The sequence below is a fragment of the Heterorhizobium halophytocola genome (genome assembly GCF_017873095.1).
Lineage (GTDB): Bacteria > Pseudomonadota > Alphaproteobacteria > Rhizobiales > Rhizobiaceae > Allorhizobium > Allorhizobium halophytocola.
Map to the genome: position 1 here is coordinate 179990 of NZ_JAGGJU010000002.1, position 15756 is coordinate 195745.

Below are 15756 nucleotides of genomic sequence, written 5' to 3' on the forward strand. Positions count from 1 at the left end.
CCATGCTCAACACTGTTCGTTCCTATCGTGGCATGGTCACCGCGCCGCATCACCTGGCGAGCGAGGCCGGATTGCGGGTGCTGCGCGAAGGCGGCAACGCCATCGAAGCGACGATCGCCATGGCGGCAACGCTGTGCGTGGTCTATCCGCACATGACCGGCCTTGGCGGCGACGGCTTCTGGCTGATCGGAAGGCCGGGTGAAACGCCGGTCGGGATCGACGCCTGCGGACGGGCCGCGGCCGCCGCCACCGCGGAGTTCTACCGCTGCCGCGGGCTATCGCAGATCCCGGTGCGCGGGCCGCTGGCGGCCAACATGACGGCCGCCACCGTCGCCGGCTGGGATCTCGCCCTGCGGCAGAGCAGCGCCTGCGGCGGCACGCTTTCGCTGTCCCGGCTGGTCGAGGACGCCGTCCATCACGCCGAGCATGGTTTTCCGGTGACGGCGAGCCAGTCCGATCTGACCGCTGCCAAGCGGGCGGAACTGGAGAGTGTTTCCGGCTTTGCCGATACCTTCCTGCCGGGTGGTGAGCCGCCGACAGTGGGGACGCAGATGAGACTTCCGGCACTCGGCGAGACGTTGCGGCAAATCGGCATCCACGGCGCGGATGGTTTCTATCGCGGCGCGCTGTCTGCCCGGATCGCCGAGGATCTTTGCAATGCCGGCTCGCCGGTCTCGGCGGCCGACCTCGCAGCCTGCGAGGCGCGGCTGGTCGCGCCGCTTGCGGTGACCCTGCCGTCCTGCCGGCTGTTCAATTTTCCGCCGCCGACGCAGGGCCTGTCCTCGCTGATGATCCTTGCCCTGTTTGCGCGGCTTGGCGTCACCGAGGCGGAGGGCTTCGATCACCTGCATGGCCTGATCGAGGCGACCAAGCAGGCCTTCCTCGTCCGCGACCGGATCATCGGCGATCCGCAGACGATGACCGAGCGGCCCGAGGATCAGCTGGGCGATGCGGTGCTCGACCAACTGGCCGGTGCGGTCGACATGCAACAGGCGCTCGAATGGCCGATGCCGGCTGCGGCCGGCGACACGGTCTGGATGGGCGCGGTCGATGGCGACGGTCTTTCGGTCAGCTTCATCCAGAGCATCTATTTCGAATTCGGCTCCGGGGTCGTGCTGCCGCAGACCGGGATCACCTGGCAGAACCGGGGATCGAGCTTTCAGCTTTTAGCCGACGGGCCGCGGGCGCTTGCGCCGGGACGCCGCCCTTTCCATACGCTCAATCCTGCCATGGCGACGTTCGAGGATGGCCGGCACATGGTCTATGGCACCATGGGCGGAGAAGGCCAGCCGCAGACCCAGGCGGCGCTTTTTTCACGCTATGCCCTGTTCGGCCAGCCGCTGCAGCTGGCCATCACCGCGCCGCGCTGGCTGCTCGGGCGGACCTGGGGCGACGAGACCACCTCCCTCAAGGTCGAAAGCCGCATCGACGATGCCGTGATCGAAAGATTGCGCGCCGCCGGCCATCGGGTGGAGCGCGTCGAACCCTTTACCGCGATGATGGGGCATGCCGGGGCAATCGTCCGCAGCGCCGACGGCCTGCTGGAGGGGGCAAGCGATCCGCGCAGCGACGGACAGGCCTGCGGCTTCTGACAGCAGGCAAGCCGCGCGCGCGGACGGCACGGTGCCCGGTAGCCAGGGGCCGTCAATCGCTCGCCGGTGGCTTGCCGGGCTCCGCCTTTCGAGGGGCCTGCCTGCAGAGCCGCTCAGGCGGGCTCCATCTTCAGCATTTCCCGTGCCGCGGCCTCATCGGTGATCAAGGTGTGGCAGCCGATGCGTTTCATCGTCGCGCGGATCGCCTTGGCACGATGGGCGCCGCCGGACGCGATGACGATGTGTTTGGCCTTTCTCAAGGTATCCAGGTCGACCGACATCACCCGCTCGTTGATCTCGTGGTCGACGGAGCGCCCCTCGGCATCGAGGAAATTGAACATGGTGTCGCAGACGCAGCCGGCGTCGATCAGTTGTTCCAGGCTCTCATGGCTGATGAAGCCTTCCGACAGCGACGTCGAATGCGGGCCGATATCGCCGCAGGAGACGACCGCGAGATCGAGATTCTCGGCAAGATCGTAGATCGATTTCAGCCCGCATTTCTCGATCAGCGCCTTTTTCGTGGCGATGCTGTCGACCAGCAGCGGGGCGAGGAACATGTAGCATTCCGCATCGAGCTGGCTTGCCAGCCGCCAGGTATAGTCAATCGGGTTGATCTGGCGGACCGCGACATTGCCGCCGAGCAGGGAGACAACCTTGCAGTTTTCGCGCCGGTTGGCGCGAAAGCCGGCGAGCGAGGCGGTCATCGTGCGACCCCAGCCGACGCCGATGGTCTGATTGTCGGTGATCACCTCGGAGAGGAATTCGCCGAGCGCCAGGCCGACGGCCTTCGCCAGCGCATCCGCATCGGTCGTGACAGGCGAGGGGACGACGACGGCCTCATCCAGGCCGAAAACCTGTTCCAGCCGGGTCGCGAGCTCGACGCAGTCACCGATGCCGTCGGAAATCCAGATCTGCACCTCGGCGCGCTTCAACGCCTCGTCGAGCAGGCGGATGACGGTGGAACGGCTGATGCCGAGGCGCTCGGCCACATCCTTCTGCGTCAGGCCCTGGTTGTAATAGAGCCAGGCGGCCCGCAGTCTGAGCGACGCGGCCTCGGAATAGGTCGGATGGGTCGCGCGTCGAAGCTTGGCCAAGAGGTAATGGGTCCTGTGTCGGGGCAGATCGTCATACTATTGCCATCGATGATACTTATGTCAAATCCAATGAACAAATGTCTTGACTTTGCAACCGCGGAGCCACGATAGTCGGCACAACGGAATGGCCCGGTTGAAACGAAATCGCCCGGTACCCGTTCCACCCCGTGAGACTGCATTTCTCCAAAGGATTTATCCGCATGACCTCCAAGCTAGAGCAGCTGCGTTCCATGACCACCGTCGTCGCCGATACCGGTGACATCGAAGCCGTCGCACGGCTGAAGCCGGTGGATTGCACGACCAACCCGACCATCGTCCTGAAGGCGCTGGGCACTGACATGTTCGACGAGGCCTTCGCTGAGGAAATCGCCTGGGGCAAGAAGCAGGGCGGTTCCCCCGAGGCCGCGGCTGGCGCCGTTGCCGACCGTCTGGCCGTTGCCGTCGGCGCCAAGCTGACCAGCCTGGTCCCGGGCCGCGTCTCGACCGAGGTCGATGCCGATCTCTCCTTCGACACCAAGGGCTCGATCGACAAGGCACGCGAGATCGTCGCCGCCTACAAGGAGCGCGGTATCGAAAAAGACCGCATCCTGATCAAGCTCGCCTCCACCTGGGAAGGCATCCGGGCGGCCGAAGTGCTGCAGAAGGAAGGCATCGACTGCAATCTGACGCTGCTCTTTTCCAAGGTCCAGGCGATCGCCTGCGCCGAGGCCAAGGTGTTTCTGATCTCGCCCTTCGTCGGCCGTATCCTCGACTGGCACAAGAAGTCGACCGGCGAGGACTACACCGCCGAGACCGATCCGGGCGTCAAGTCGGTGCGCGAAATCTACAATTACTACAAGGTCAACGGCATCGAGACGATCGTCATGGGCGCCTCCTTCCGCAATGCCGGCGAAATCGAAGCGCTGGCCGGTTGCGACCGCCTGACGATCAGCCCGGCGCTGCTCGACGAACTCGACAAGGACACCGGCACCCTGCCGCGCAAGCTGTCGGCGGAAAAGACCACGCCGGATGCCGCCGTCTCGCTCGACGAGAAGGCGTTCCGCTGGGCGATGAACGAGGACGCGATGGCGACCGAAAAGCTCGCCGAAGGTATCCGCAGCTTCGCCAAGGACCTCGGCACGCTGCGCGACAAGGTCTCCAAGGCGCTCGCCTGAGACCTGACGCCAGTCTGACATGCGAAAAAGGCGCGGATCGCAGGGTCCGCGCCTTTTTTATGGGATCCGCAACGGCTTTCGTGGGATCCGCAACGGCCGATCATCGCCGCAGCGCCACCGGACGACTTTCCCGGGCCGCGGGTGACAGCTGTCAACGTCCTCCTTTGTCGGAGGCTGCAGCGACCCGAAGCATGGCGGCACTCTTCCCCCGCGGGCGAGGGAACCTGCACGCTGATCGCACCTAGGGCATTTCCAGGAAAAGTGTAGTCGCGGTTTTCCGTACGGAAATGCGTAAAAACAACAAACTGGAGCAGGTCGGGTGAACGCGTGTTTACAGGACGTGCTCTAGACCTCGAGCCATTCCCGGCGGATGGCCGTGTTCTCCATCAGCTCACCGGGCGTGCCTTCGAATACCATTGTGCCGTGGCCCATGACATAGACGCGGCTCGACAGGCGCATGGCGAGCACGAGGCGTTGCTCGACGAGCAGGATGGAAATGCCGCGCCTGGCGATCTCGGCAATCAGTTCACCGGTGCGCTCGACCATTTGCGGCGAGAGGCCCTCGGTCGGTTCGTCGATCATGATCAGGTCGGGATTGCCCATCAGCGTGCGGCAGATGGTGAGCATCTGCTGCTCACCGCCGGACAAGGCACCGCCCGGCGCATGGGCGCGGTCCTTCAGCTGCGGGAACATGGCCCAGGTGTCGTCAACGCTCCAGCGGGCATCGGTTTCGCCCGACTTCATGCCCAGGATCAGGTTCTGCTCGACGGTGAGCGTCGGAAAGATGGCCCGCTCCTCCGGCACGTAGCCGAGGCCGAGACGGCTGATCGCATGCGGCGCTCGGCCGGCGATCTCGCTGCCGTTGAAGGTGATCGAACCCTTCGGCTGCGGTTTGCCCATGATCGCCTTCAGGGTGGTCGAGCGGCCGACGCCGTTTCGCCCGAGAATGCTGACCACCTCGTTGGCACCGACATCCAGCGAGACACCCTGCAGGATATGGCTCTTGCCGTAATGGGCGTGGAGATCGCGAACTGTGAGCATCAGGCGGCCTCCGTGCCGAGATAGGCTTCCTGCACGGCCGCATTGCTCTTGATGTTCTCCGGCGTGTCCGAGGCCAGAAGCTCGCCGTAGACGAGGACGGAAATCCTGTCGGCCAGGCCGAAGATGACGCTCATATCGTGTTCGATCATCAAAAGCGTGCGGCCCTCGCTGACGGTGCGGATCAGGCCGACCATGCGTTCGGTCTCGGCATGGCTCATGCCGGCCATGGGCTCGTCCAGCAGCAGCACGCTCGCATCGCCGGCGATCGCCAGGCCGATCTCGAGCGCGCGCTGCTCGGCATAGGCAAGCTCGCCGGCGGGTACGTTCCAGCGATGCAGCAGGTTGATTTCGCCGAGGATCCGCTCGGTCTTCTCGCGGGCGTCGGCCAGTCGCTCGACATTGCGCCAGAAGGCATAGCGATAGCCCATCGACCAGAGTGTGGCGCAGCGGATGTTTTCCCAGACGGAAAGCTGCGGGAAGATATTGGTGATCTGGAAGCTGCGCGACAGGCCGCGGCGGTTGATCTTCTCGGGCGCCAGGCCGGCGATCTCCTCGCCGTTCAGCCGGATCGATCCCGTCGTCGGACGATAGTGACCGCTGATCAGATGGAAAAGGGTCGACTTGCCGGCACCGTTCGGGCCGATCACTGCATGGCGCTCGCCGGCGGGAATGACGAGGTCGATGCCACGGATGATCCTGATCGCGCCGAAGGACTTTTCCAGTCCCTGCAGCGCAAGGGCCGGGGCAGGTGTGGGGGCGGCAGATTGCGGTGCGGATGTCATCAGCCAGCCCTCCTGTCGGCCGTTTCGGTGTCATAGGCGTTGCGGGTGATGGCGGCGGCGCGCACGAAGGCATAGCCGCCGATGCCGAGCAGCAGGGCGGCGATGACCCAGGGCAGAGTGTCGTCGGCTGCAAACGGGATGTGCATCAGGCTCATCGACGTGCCTTCGGAGGCGCTGACGGAGAGCTGCGTGGTCATTTCGATCACCATGGAAAGGCCGCAAAGCGCAAGGAGGCCCGGCACCAGCGCCAGCAGGTAATAGGGGATCATGCGGTGCAGGGCGCCGCGCGCGATCAGCGGTCTCTGGGCGGCCAGCAGGCCGACAATGCCGTTCGGCGCATACATCACGATGCCGATAAACATCAGGCCGAAATAGAGCTGCCAGACATTGGTGATGTCGGACAGCATCAACTGCAGATAGGTGACCAGCACGGCACCGACGATCGGACCGGCAAAGAAGCCGGTGCCGCCGATATAGGCCATCAGGATGACCGTGCCGGATTCGGCAGCGCCCATCTGCGCGGCGTTCATCAGCTCGAAATTGATGGCGGTGAGCCCACCGGCAATGCCGGCGAACAGCCCGGCAAGGCTGAAGGCGATGAAGCGGAGGGTGGTCGTGTTGTAGCCGATGAAGCTGACCCGCACCGGATTGTCGCGCACCGCGTTGCACATGCGGCCGAACGGGGTGCGGGTGATCGCGTACATGGCGAGCATCGAGACGAAGCACCAGGCGGCGATCAGGTAATAGACCTCGATCTGCGGGCCGAACATGATGCCGAACGGCTGCGGCAGATCCGTGCGATCGGCACTGATGCCTTCCTCGCCGCCGAAGACATGGCGCAGGATGAGCGCGCTGGAGGCGACGAGTTCGGCGATGCCGAGTGTGATCATGGCAAAGGCGGTGCCGGCACGCCGCGTACAGACGGCGCCGAACAGGAGGCCGAAGACCAGGCCTGCCGCCCCGCCGATGAGCGGCATGGCCATCAGCGGCACGGGCAACAGACCATCGGCGCCCATGTTCATGGCATGCGCCGTCAGAAAGCCGCCAAGGCCCAAAAACACCGCATGTCCGAAGGACAGCAGGCCGGTCTGGCCGAGCAGCATGTTGTAGGACAGGGCAAAGATGATCATCGTGCCCATCAGGCACAGGGTCGAGATCGCCAGGCCGGAGCTGAACAGCTGCGGCAACAGCACGAGCACCAGGGCAACCACGACCCAGATGCCGTAGCGAAAAAGGGGATTGCCGGTCGGGCCGCCTGGCGGCGGCAAGTGCGGGGGAGGGGCGATGGTGGTGGACGGATTTCCGGTCATGTGTCACGCATTCCCATAAGGCCGCGGGGCCGCACGATCAGGACGAGCACCAGCAGCAGATAGGGCAGGATGGGGGCGACCTGCGCGATGGTGACGTTCCAGATATCGTTGAGATAGTCGCCCAGCGCATTGTCGAGGCCGAGCGGGCCGAACACATCGGCAAGCGAGATGTCGAAGGCGACGGCGAAGGTCTGGAGAAGCCCGATCAGCAGCGAGGCGACGAAGGCGCCACCCAGCGATCCGAGCCCGCCGACGACCACGACGACGAACAGGATGGGGCCGAGCAGGCCTGCCATGTTGGATTGGGTGACAAGGGCAGGGCCGGCAATCACGCCGGCCACGGCTGCCAGCGCCACACCGACACCGAAGACCAGCATGAAGATGCGATCGACATTATGGCCGAGCATGCCGACCATATCGGGATGGGTGAGCGCCGCCTGGACGATGAGGCCGACACGGGTCCGCCGGATGATCAGGAGCAGCACGAGGAAGATCGCCACCGCCGTCAGCAGCTCGAACATCTTGAAGGCCGGATAGGTGGTGGAGAAGAGGGTGAAGGCGGAAAAATCGAGCGAGGGCGGTATGACATAATTGACCGGCAGCCGCCCCCAGACCATTTCAACGACCTGCTGAATGACGAAGGTCAGGCCGAAGGTGAACAGCAGTTCGGCGACATGGCCATAGCGGTGCACGCGCCGGAGGCCGAAGCGCTCGACGGCCATGCCGATCAGCGCCACCAGGATCGGGGCCAGCACCAGGGCCGGCCAGAAGCCGATATGGCGGCTGATCTCGAAGCCGAAAAAGGCGCCCAGCATATAGAAACTGGCATGGGCAAGGTTCAGCACCCCCATCATCGAGAAGATGACGGTGAGGCCGCTTGCCATCAGGAACAGCAGCATGCCGAACAGCACGCCGTTGATGGTGGATACGAAGACGATTTCGAGCACGGTTATCTCAAGCCTTTGATCCGGATGGGCCGGTCGGGCGTCTAGCCGCGATTCCGGCAGATGGACGAGGCGCCGCGACCGGGATCGCGACGCCTCCTCGACCCGACCTTATCCTGGACGCTTCATTTCGCAGGTGGTCGGGACGACCGTATCCTTGGCCGCGACTTCGCCGATCCTGGTCCAGCCCCAGCCGGTGTTTTCCTCGTCGAAGCTCTCGCCATCCTTCAGCGGGCCGAAGCTGGAGATGAACAGCGGCTGGAACAACTGGTGGTCCTCCTTGCGAACAAAGCCTTCGCCGCCGCTGGAAAAGGTCTTGTATTGCATGCCCTCCAGTTTCGGGATGAAATCGGCCGGGTCGTCGGACTTGGCTTCCTCGACCGCCTTGAACAGCAGGCCGGCGGTGTTGAAGATGCGCGGGAAGACGACGGGCGCATCCTTGTAACGGTCGATATAGGCCTTGATCGTCTTGTCGGCCTCGGGATAGCCGAGATTGTTGATGCCTTCGTTGATCTGGTAGACCTCACCTGCGAGATCGGCCTGCTTGATCGCGGTCGGGCCGCCGGCGGCGCCGGCATAATAGGTGAACCATTTGACCTTGAGGCCGGCCTGGCCTGCAGCCTTCAACAGCAGCGAAAAGTCCTGGCCCCAATTGCCGGTGATCACCGCATCGGCACCCGACGCCTTGATCTTGGCGACATAGGGGGCAAAATCGGTGATCTTCACCAGCGGATGGAACTCGTTGCCGACGACCTCGATATCGGGTCGCTTTTCCTTCAGCATCGCCACCGCGCTGTCGGCAACCGCATGGCCGAAGGAATAGTCCTGGTCGATCAGGTAGACCTTCTTGATGTCCTGCTGATCCTTGATGAAGTTGGTGAGGGCCGCCATCTTGACGTTGACGTTGGCATCGAAGGAGACGTGCCAGTAGCTGCACTTCTCGTTGGTCAGCACCGGATCGATGGCGCCATAGTTCAGGTAGACGACGTGCTTGTCCGGGTTGCGGCGGTTGAACTTGGCGACGAAATCCTCGATGGCGACCCCGACAGAAGAGCCGTTGCCCTGGACGATGATCCGCACGCCTTCGTCGATCGCCTTTTGCACCTGTACCAGGCTGGTCTGCGCATTGACCTGATTATCGTAGCCGATGACCTCGACCTTCTCGCCGTTGATGCCGCCCTGGGCATTGGCCTCGTCGGCGATGAATTTCAAATGGTTGAGGCCGATCTGGCCGACGCTGGCCGCGCCGCCGGACAGCGGGTCGACATAGCCGATCTTCAGCGTGTCCTGGGCAAGCGCCTGGCTTGCCAGTCCAGCGACCAGCGCGGCGGCAAGCGCCGTCGTTGCATATAGATGTTTCATTGGTTCCTCCTCTTTGCGGAAACTCCCGTTCCGCCTCCCGTTTTTATGCTTGGCTCTGCTCTTCAATCACCAGCCCCGTCCGCTCCTCGGGCGAAACGGGATGGATCGCCGCCACGCCGGGGCGGCAAATTCAGCCGTGTGCGGTCCGCCTGGCCTTTTGTGCCGTCGCGCTCGCCACCTCCCGCTCGAGCTGGGTAAAGCCGTAGGCCGGCACGATCTCGCCGGCGCGGTCCCGGATCTGCGGCCATGCGGCAACGACGGCCTCGGGCGCATTGTCATCATTGGCGATCTGGACACCCTCGGTCAGGGTGACATTGGCGGCGGCGAAATGTCCGGCACCGGCACACAGGATGGTGCGGCTCGGCGCCTCGTCACCGACAAGCGCCAGCAGGCCGTCGCTGACCCGCTCGGGCAGCAGTTCGGCGAGCGCCGCGGGTTCCAGCAGGCCGTCGGTCATGGCGGTTGCCGCGGTCGGCGCCAGGCAGTTGACCCGGATGCTGTATTTTTCGCCCTCGATGGAAAGCGTCTGCATCAGCCCGACCAGCGCCATCTTGGCAGCCCCATAGTTGGACTGACCGAAATTGCCGTAGAGCCCGGAAGACGAGGTGGTCATGACGATGCGGCCATAGCGCTGTTCGCGCATGATCTCCCACACCGCCTTGCTGCAGACGACGGCGCCCATCAGGTGCACGTCGACCACCTGCCGGAAATCCTCGATGCTCATCTTGGCAAAGCTCTTGTCGCGCAGGATGCCGGCATTGTTGACGAGAATGTCGATGCGGCCCCAGCGCGCCATGGCCTGTCCGACCATCTCTGCCACCCCGGCTTCGTCGGTGACGGACGCTGCAAAGGGGATCGCCTCGCCACCGGCGGCAACGATCTCGTCGGCGACCTTTCGGGCAGCCTCTTCATTCATGTCGTTGACGACCACTCCGGCCCCGAGCCGGGCGAGGAGGAGCGCGTGAGAGCGCCCGAGGCCTCCGCCTGCACCCGTGACAATGGCTGTGCGACTCGAGAGCTGCATTTGTCTCCTCCTGAGAACCATTTATTACATTCACTCACTAGTGAATTAACAAACATCATGCAAGAGAATCTTTCCGATTTTCCGATCAGGGGCGGCAGAAATTCCGGTAAAATCCAAGGTGTGGATCAATCCTTGGGCTTCTGGCACAGCGACAGAAAGCCGGCGGCCATGAAGGTCGCCATCCGCTGCTTGGCGGCCAGGAAATCATCGGAGCGGCAGAGCCCGCCCGACAGCTTGTCGAGGCGGCCGGTGCGGGCAAGCGTCAGCATCAGGCCGCCGGTGAGGAAATGATAGCTCCAGAAGATATCTTCGGGGGCGCAGTCGGGCAGGGCCTTTTTGAGGATGTCGATGAGGCGCAGGACCACGGGATCGAAATATTCGTCCATAAGCTCGGCCCCCCATTCCGGGGTATTGGCCACCTGGGCGCCCAGAGCCGCGTAGTTGCGCCAGCCTTCGCCGCCCTCGATATAAAGGTCGAGGTCGGTGTCGAGAAAGGCGCGCAATGCGCCCTCCACCGTCGGCTTGCCGCCACAGGCCGCCTCGTAGTCGTCGAGCATTTTCATCCGCCGCTCGCTGGTGACCACGGCACGGCGCGAGAACACGGCGTCGAACAGCTTCTTCTTGTCGTCGAAATAGTAGTTGATCAGCGTGTGATGCACGCCGATGGTCTTCGCCACGTCCTTCAGGGTGACGCCGTGCAGGCCATGGCGGGAAAACAGATATTCGGCCGTATCGAGGATCTGCTCGATCATCTCGGCGCGCCGCTCTGCCTTGACGGACCGTTTCGGCGGCGATTTTCGTTCTGCGGGCACGGGCGAACCTCTCTGTCTGGCAGTCGGACGGGGCGTCGCCGGGGTGGCACGACCACCTCCGGCGCTGATCTGCCAGCCGAACCGCCGGGCCGCCGCCGATATCAACCGCCGTTTCTACCGGCGCATTAATGGCTTGGCGGCCGTCCTGCGTCAATCTTCGCTCGCTGGTGAGCGAAGATTGGAAGGCTCAGCGGTTGATCTCGAAGAGCGCCGCCGCCCCCATGCCGCCGCCGACGCACATCGTGACCACGACATAGCGCACGCCGCGTCGCTGGCCTTCGATCAGCGCATGTCCCACAAGCCGTGCACCGGTCATGCCATAGGGGTGGCCAATCGAGATACCGCCACCGTTGACGTTGTAGATCGCGGGGTCGATGCCGAGGTGATCGCGGCAGTAGAGCGCCTGCACCGCAAAGGCTTCGTTCAGCTCCCACAGGCCGATATCCCCGACCGTCAGCCCGTGCGCCTTCAACAGTTTCGGGATCGCGTAGATCGGGCCGATCCCCATTTCCTCCGGCGCGCAACCGGCAACCGCCATGCCGCGATAGACGCCGAGCGGCGCCAGCCCGCGTTGTTCGGCAAGCTTCGCATCCATCAGGATCGCGGCCGATGCGCCGTCCGACAGCTGGCTGGCATTGCCGGCGGTGATCACGCCGCCCTCGATCACGGGCTTCAGCGTGGCAAGGCCCTCCAGCGTCGTCTCCGGGCGATTGCCCTCGTCGCGGTCGAGCGTGACCGAGCGCTCGCAGATGTCACCGGTCTGCTTGTCCTTGACCAGCATGGTGGTGGAGAACGGCACGATCTCGCGGTCGAACCGGCCCGCGGACTGCGCATCGGCCGTGCGCTGCTGCGACTGCAGGGCATAGGCGTCCTGCGCATCGCGAGCGATTCCATATTTGCGGGCGACGAATTCGGCCGTCTGCAGCATCGGCATGTAGGCATGCGGCACTTTTTCCACCACGGCCGGATCGAGATCCTTCTGCACCCAGGAAAAGTAATTGTCCTGCACGGCCGAAATGTTTTCCTGGCCCCCGGCGGCCACGACATCCATGCCGTCGACGATGATCTGCTTGGCAGCGGTGGCGATCGCCATCAGTCCGGAGGCGCATTGGCGATCCATGGTCTGGCCGGAGACGGTCACCGGAACACCCGCGGCAAAGATGCTGTTGCGCGCAAGATTCATGCCCGCCGTGCCGGCCGACAGCACGGTGCCAAGCACGAAATCCTCGATGTCGGCGGCATCGATGCCCGCACGTGTGATGGCTTGCGACAGCACATGGCCGGTGAGGCTCGGCGATTTCGTGGCGTTCAGGCTGCCGCGATAGGCCTTGCCGATGCCGGTGCGGGCGGTACTGACGACGACTGCTTCTCTCATGGTCTTCCTCCTTGAACGGACCGCGGCCCCTTTATTCCCGGGCGCGCGCCTGCGTGATCCTATGCCTGGCCGTGTTCGGCTCTCAGTCTAACCTTGTCTATCTTGCCCGTCGCGGCCTTCGGCATGGTCTCCAGGCGCACGACCCTGTCTGGAATCCACCAGGACGCGACACGCCCCTTCAGCGAGGCCAGCAGATCCTCGTCACGCAGGTCGTGGTCCCGACGCATCTCGACCAGCAGCAGCGGGCGCTCGCCCCATTTGAGATCCGGCCTGCCGATCACCGCGGCCAGCGAGACATCGGGCAGCGCGCCGATGATCGCCTCGATTTCGGCCGGGTTGATCCATTCGCCGCCGGACTTGATCAGATCCTTGGCCCGACCGGTGATCGTCAGGTTGCCGTCCCGGTCGATGCGGGCGAGGTCGCCGGTGGCAAACCAGCCATCCCTGTCGGTGGCCGGCTCCGCTTGGCCGAAATAACGCTCGACCACGGCCGCCCCGCGCACCCGTAAATGCCCCTCGGCCTCCCGCTGCTCGGCAAGCGGCGTTCCCTCGGCATCCGTCAGCAGCAGATCGACGCCGATCGCCGGCCGGCCGGAGAGATCGGCGCTGCGCTCGGGGTCGCCCGGCAGCGCGACCGTGCCGGAGGGCGAAAGCTCGGTCATGCCCCAGCTGGTCTGGACCGTGACGCCGAGGCGCTCCTCGATCCGTCGCATCAGGGCGGGGGGCAGGGAGGCGCCGCCGACCAGGACGCGCTGCAGCGTCGGCACATCGCCGCCATGGGTTTCCAGATGTTCGACAAGGCCGAGCCACAGCGTCGGCACGCCGACCGCAAGCGTCACACCTTCCGCATTGATCAACCTCGCAAGGCTCGCCCCGTCCGAATAACGGCCCGGCAGCACCAGCTTGGCACCGACGGCGGGCGTCGCGAACGGAAGACCCCAGGCATTGGCATGAAACATCGGAACGACGGCCAGCACGGTGTCCCGGCGGCTGATCGCAAAGATGTCGGCCTGCAGCAGCCGCAGGGTGTGAAGAAAACTGGAGCGATGGGTATAGGTGACGCCCTTCGGTGCCCCCGTCGTGCCCGAGGTAAAGCAGAGGCCGGACGGCGCGGTCTCGTCGAACCGACCCCAGGGAACCTCCGGCACATCGCCGTCGAGCAGGTCGGCCAGCAGCGCCAGTTGGGCATCGCAGGCACCGTCGTCACACGCACCGTCGATGACAAGGATATGGCGAAGGCAGGGGCAGGCCTGCGCCAGCGCGCGGGCGAGCGGCTGGAGATCGGAACTGACGATCAGGACGCGCGGCTCGGACTGGCGCAGCATGGCGGCAAGGTCGGTCGGGCCCAGGCGCGGGTTCAGCGTGTGGCAGATGGCGCCCATGCCCATGATGCCGTACCAGACCTCGACATGGTCTGCCGTGTTCCAGGCAAGCGTCGCCACCCGGTGCCCGAAGCCGACACCGAGCTTTGCCAGCACGCCCGACAGGCGCCGGGCCCGGTCGTGAAGCGCGTCATAGCGGATGCGGCGCGTGGCACCATCGGCAAGCGCGGTCACCACAACCGTCTCCGGATTCCACCTGGCCCCATGCTGGATGAATTTTTCGACCGTCAGCGGAAATGACTGCATGCTGCCGTCGATCATGGCGCTCCTCCAAGCTGGCACATTCATGGCGGTCATCCCGCCAAGGTCTCCGGGGAGGCGATAAGCCAAAGCCCCACGCCGTACCCCGCTCCTGTCCGACACCGCGTGCGACGTCGCCCGGCCGATAGATGAGCCAGACCGGCCCCCAAGTCAACATTCACTCTCTAGTGTGTTAATAATATATTCGCCGCCGCACCGGAATGCGCTCGGCCGCCGCCTGTGGCGGCCTTTGGGGGAGTGCTGGTGCAAAAATGGTAGGGGAGGCGGGGAGACGGCTGATCGATCCGGTCAGCCGACCGGCTCCGGTGACCGGAGGAAGTGTCGCCGAGCAGGCGCCATTTGCGACCGGGGCGGTCGTGGCGGCCACTCGCAAATGCCGCAGGTGTTATTTTATCTTGAAGCCCATCCGCCGCACGATATCCGACAACAGGTGTCGGCCTTTCAGCGCCGCCGTATCGCCGATGCGTCCGGCCACGGCCTTGGTCCAGCCGCGGACGGCCATACCCTGGTTGCTCTGAAAGGCACGCATGGTGTCGTCATAGCCACCAAAATCGTCCGCATTGTCGGCGACCTGATAGCGTTCCCGGTGCAGGACGAAGGATTGCGCAAGCCGCGGCTTGGCCTTGGTTGCCATCGCCGGATCCGGATAGCCGACCGTCATGCCGAAGACCGCGAAGGTTTCCGGCGGGAGACCCAATACCTTGCCGACCTCGGCCGGATGATTGCGAATGCCCCCGATATAGCATGTGCCGAGCCCCAGCGATTCGAAGGCGACCAGGGCATTTTGCGCGGCCAGTGCCGCGTCGATCGTTCCGACCAGAAATGTTTCCAGATAGTCGAGGCCGTCGCCCGTATGGCCATGCGCCTTGCTGATTGTCCGCAGCCGCGAAAGGTCGGCAATCCACACCAGAAAGAGCGGCGCCGAGACGATCTGCGGATTGGGAGAAGCCAGTTCCTCAAGCCTTGCGCGTCTCTCGGCATCCTCGACCGCCACGACGCTCCAGGCCTGCAGGCTGGACGATGTCGGAGCCGATTGGGCGGAAGCGATTGCCAGATGCAGGAGGTCATCAGGCACCCGATCCGGCAGATAGGCGCGCACGGAGCGGTGCGACAGCATGGCCTCGACAGCCTCGTTGCATCGCGCGGCTTCTATGGGCTGCTCCTCACCATAGCGACGGCGGAGCAGATCGGAGATTGTCTGGGAATGAGCCGCCATCGATGGGTCCTTGTGGGTGTTCGTCTGCGTTCGACGCCGCCCATGATATCTGGCACAGGATCCGGCGATGACCCGCTTTTAGACCGCGCCGCCCTCTTTGCAAACCGCCATCGCCGCCGCCTGCCCCTGACCGCCCGCGGAAGGCACGCAGTCGAGGCTCCCTGCTGTGGGAGACTTTCGACAAGGCCGAATGGTACTGCCTGATGCTGGTCATTTGGAACGGAGCCACGGCAGGAAATGCCGCATCGCATGGCGTCGTGGGAGGCGGGCGCAGCAAACGCGATGCCTTGAGCCTCTCCAACGGTGATGGCAACTGGGCTCTAATTTTGGCTTTCCAAGCGGGCAGGCGGTCATCGCTATGGCCCGAACCCGCTGATGCATGACTTGAAATCCTATTCCGGCTCTCT

13 protein-coding genes are annotated in these 15756 nt (G+C 64.4%); 2 read left to right on the forward strand and 11 right to left on the reverse strand.

What is annotated here, in order from left to right; all coding sequences use genetic code 11:
* Positions 1 to 2: 2 nt before the first annotated feature.
* Positions 3 to 1592 carry a gamma-glutamyltransferase family protein gene (locus tag J2Z17_RS04075; RefSeq protein ID WP_209942464.1) on the forward strand — a complete coding sequence of 530 codons (1590 nt, stop codon included), beginning with the start codon at positions 3 to 5 and terminating at the stop codon, positions 1590 to 1592.
* 113 nt (positions 1593 to 1705) lie between these two features.
* Here the strand turns inward: J2Z17_RS04075 and J2Z17_RS04080 are convergent, their stop codons facing one another.
* Positions 1706 to 2686: a sugar-binding transcriptional regulator gene (locus J2Z17_RS04080; protein ID WP_209942466.1), complete on the reverse strand. Its 981-nt coding sequence runs from the start codon at positions 2684 to 2686 to the stop codon at positions 1706 to 1708.
* Between the two features lie 200 nt (positions 2687 to 2886).
* Between J2Z17_RS04080 and tal the strand changes: the two genes are divergently transcribed.
* Entirely contained in the window at positions 2887 to 3840 is a 954-nt protein-coding gene (gene tal, locus J2Z17_RS04085) for a transaldolase (protein ID WP_209942467.1), read from the forward strand.
* Positions 3841 to 4185: 345 nt separating this feature from the next.
* On the opposite strand, the gene J2Z17_RS04090 is transcribed toward tal, so the two are convergent.
* The 10 genes from J2Z17_RS04090 to J2Z17_RS04135 all read right to left on the reverse strand — a co-directional run bounded on the left by J2Z17_RS04090 (position 4186) and on the right by J2Z17_RS04135 (position 15349).
* Positions 4186 to 4881 carry an ABC transporter ATP-binding protein gene (locus J2Z17_RS04090; RefSeq protein ID WP_209942468.1) on the reverse strand — a complete coding sequence of 232 codons (696 nt, stop codon included), beginning with the start codon at positions 4879 to 4881 and terminating at the stop codon, positions 4186 to 4188.
* Complete coding sequence (locus J2Z17_RS04095; protein WP_209942469.1) at positions 4881 to 5663, reverse strand: ABC transporter ATP-binding protein; 783 nt, start codon at positions 5661 to 5663, stop codon at positions 4881 to 4883. Before J2Z17_RS04095 ends, J2Z17_RS04090 begins: the two co-directional genes overlap by 1 nt.
* Positions 5663 to 6973, reverse strand: a complete 1311-nt coding sequence (locus J2Z17_RS04100) for a branched-chain amino acid ABC transporter permease (protein WP_209942470.1) — start codon at positions 6971 to 6973, stop codon at positions 5663 to 5665. Before J2Z17_RS04100 ends, J2Z17_RS04095 begins: the two co-directional genes overlap by 1 nt.
* The gene (locus tag J2Z17_RS04105; RefSeq protein WP_209942471.1) at positions 6970 to 7920 is read right to left on the reverse strand and encodes a branched-chain amino acid ABC transporter permease; all 951 of its coding nucleotides are present in this window, start codon (positions 7918 to 7920) and stop codon (positions 6970 to 6972) included. The genes J2Z17_RS04100 and J2Z17_RS04105 overlap by 4 nt, the downstream gene beginning before the upstream one ends.
* Positions 7921 to 8028: 108 nt before the next feature.
* Positions 8029 to 9279 (reverse strand): branched-chain amino acid ABC transporter substrate-binding protein, encoded by a 1251-nt coding sequence (locus tag J2Z17_RS04110; RefSeq protein WP_209942472.1) that lies wholly within the window; start codon positions 9277 to 9279, stop codon positions 8029 to 8031.
* 130 nt (positions 9280 to 9409) lie between these two features.
* Entirely contained in the window at positions 9410 to 10303 is an 894-nt protein-coding gene (locus tag J2Z17_RS04115) for an SDR family NAD(P)-dependent oxidoreductase (protein ID WP_209942474.1), read from the reverse strand.
* Between the two features lie 125 nt (positions 10304 to 10428).
* The gene (locus J2Z17_RS04120; RefSeq protein WP_342454364.1) at positions 10429 to 11115 is read right to left on the reverse strand and encodes a TetR/AcrR family transcriptional regulator; all 687 of its coding nucleotides are present in this window, start codon (positions 11113 to 11115) and stop codon (positions 10429 to 10431) included.
* 187 nt (positions 11116 to 11302) lie between these two features.
* Positions 11303 to 12490, reverse strand: a complete 1188-nt coding sequence (locus tag J2Z17_RS04125; protein WP_209942476.1) for an acetyl-CoA C-acyltransferase — start codon at positions 12488 to 12490, stop codon at positions 11303 to 11305.
* A gap of 59 nt (positions 12491 to 12549) precedes the next feature.
* A complete protein-coding gene (locus J2Z17_RS04130; protein WP_209942478.1) occupies positions 12550 to 14133 on the reverse strand; it encodes an AMP-binding protein in 1584 nt (527 codons plus the stop codon).
* Between the two features lie 385 nt (positions 14134 to 14518).
* On the reverse strand, positions 14519 to 15349 hold the full coding sequence (locus J2Z17_RS04135) for an NADPH-dependent oxidoreductase (RefSeq protein WP_209942479.1): 831 nt from the start codon (positions 15347 to 15349) through the stop codon (positions 14519 to 14521).
* Positions 15350 to 15756 lie beyond the last annotated feature (407 nt).

Coding starts and splice junctions, on each gene's coding strand:
- J2Z17_RS04130 (WP_209942478.1), bottom strand. CDS start 14,133: ATGATCGACGGCAGCATGCAGTCATTTCCGCTGACGGTCGAAAAATTC.
- tal (WP_209942467.1), top strand. CDS start 2,887: ATGACCTCCAAGCTAGAGCAGCTGCGTTCCATGACCACCGTCGTCGCC.
- J2Z17_RS04090 (WP_209942468.1), bottom strand. CDS start 4,881: ATGCTCACAGTTCGCGATCTCCACGCCCATTACGGCAAGAGCCATATC.
- J2Z17_RS04100 (WP_209942470.1), bottom strand. CDS start 6,973: ATGACCGGAAATCCGTCCACCACCATCGCCCCTCCCCCGCACTTGCCG.
- J2Z17_RS04125 (WP_209942476.1), bottom strand. CDS start 12,490: ATGAGAGAAGCAGTCGTCGTCAGTACCGCCCGCACCGGCATCGGCAAG.
- J2Z17_RS04110 (WP_209942472.1), bottom strand. CDS start 9,279: ATGAAACATCTATATGCAACGACGGCGCTTGCCGCCGCGCTGGTCGCT.
- J2Z17_RS04095 (WP_209942469.1), bottom strand. CDS start 5,663: ATGACATCCGCACCGCAATCTGCCGCCCCCACACCTGCCCCGGCCCTT.
- J2Z17_RS04115 (WP_209942474.1), bottom strand. CDS start 10,303: ATGCAGCTCTCGAGTCGCACAGCCATTGTCACGGGTGCAGGCGGAGGC.
- J2Z17_RS04075 (WP_209942464.1), top strand. CDS start 3: ATGCTCAACACTGTTCGTTCCTATCGTGGCATGGTCACCGCGCCGCAT.
- J2Z17_RS04135 (WP_209942479.1), bottom strand. CDS start 15,349: ATGGCGGCTCATTCCCAGACAATCTCCGATCTGCTCCGCCGTCGCTAT.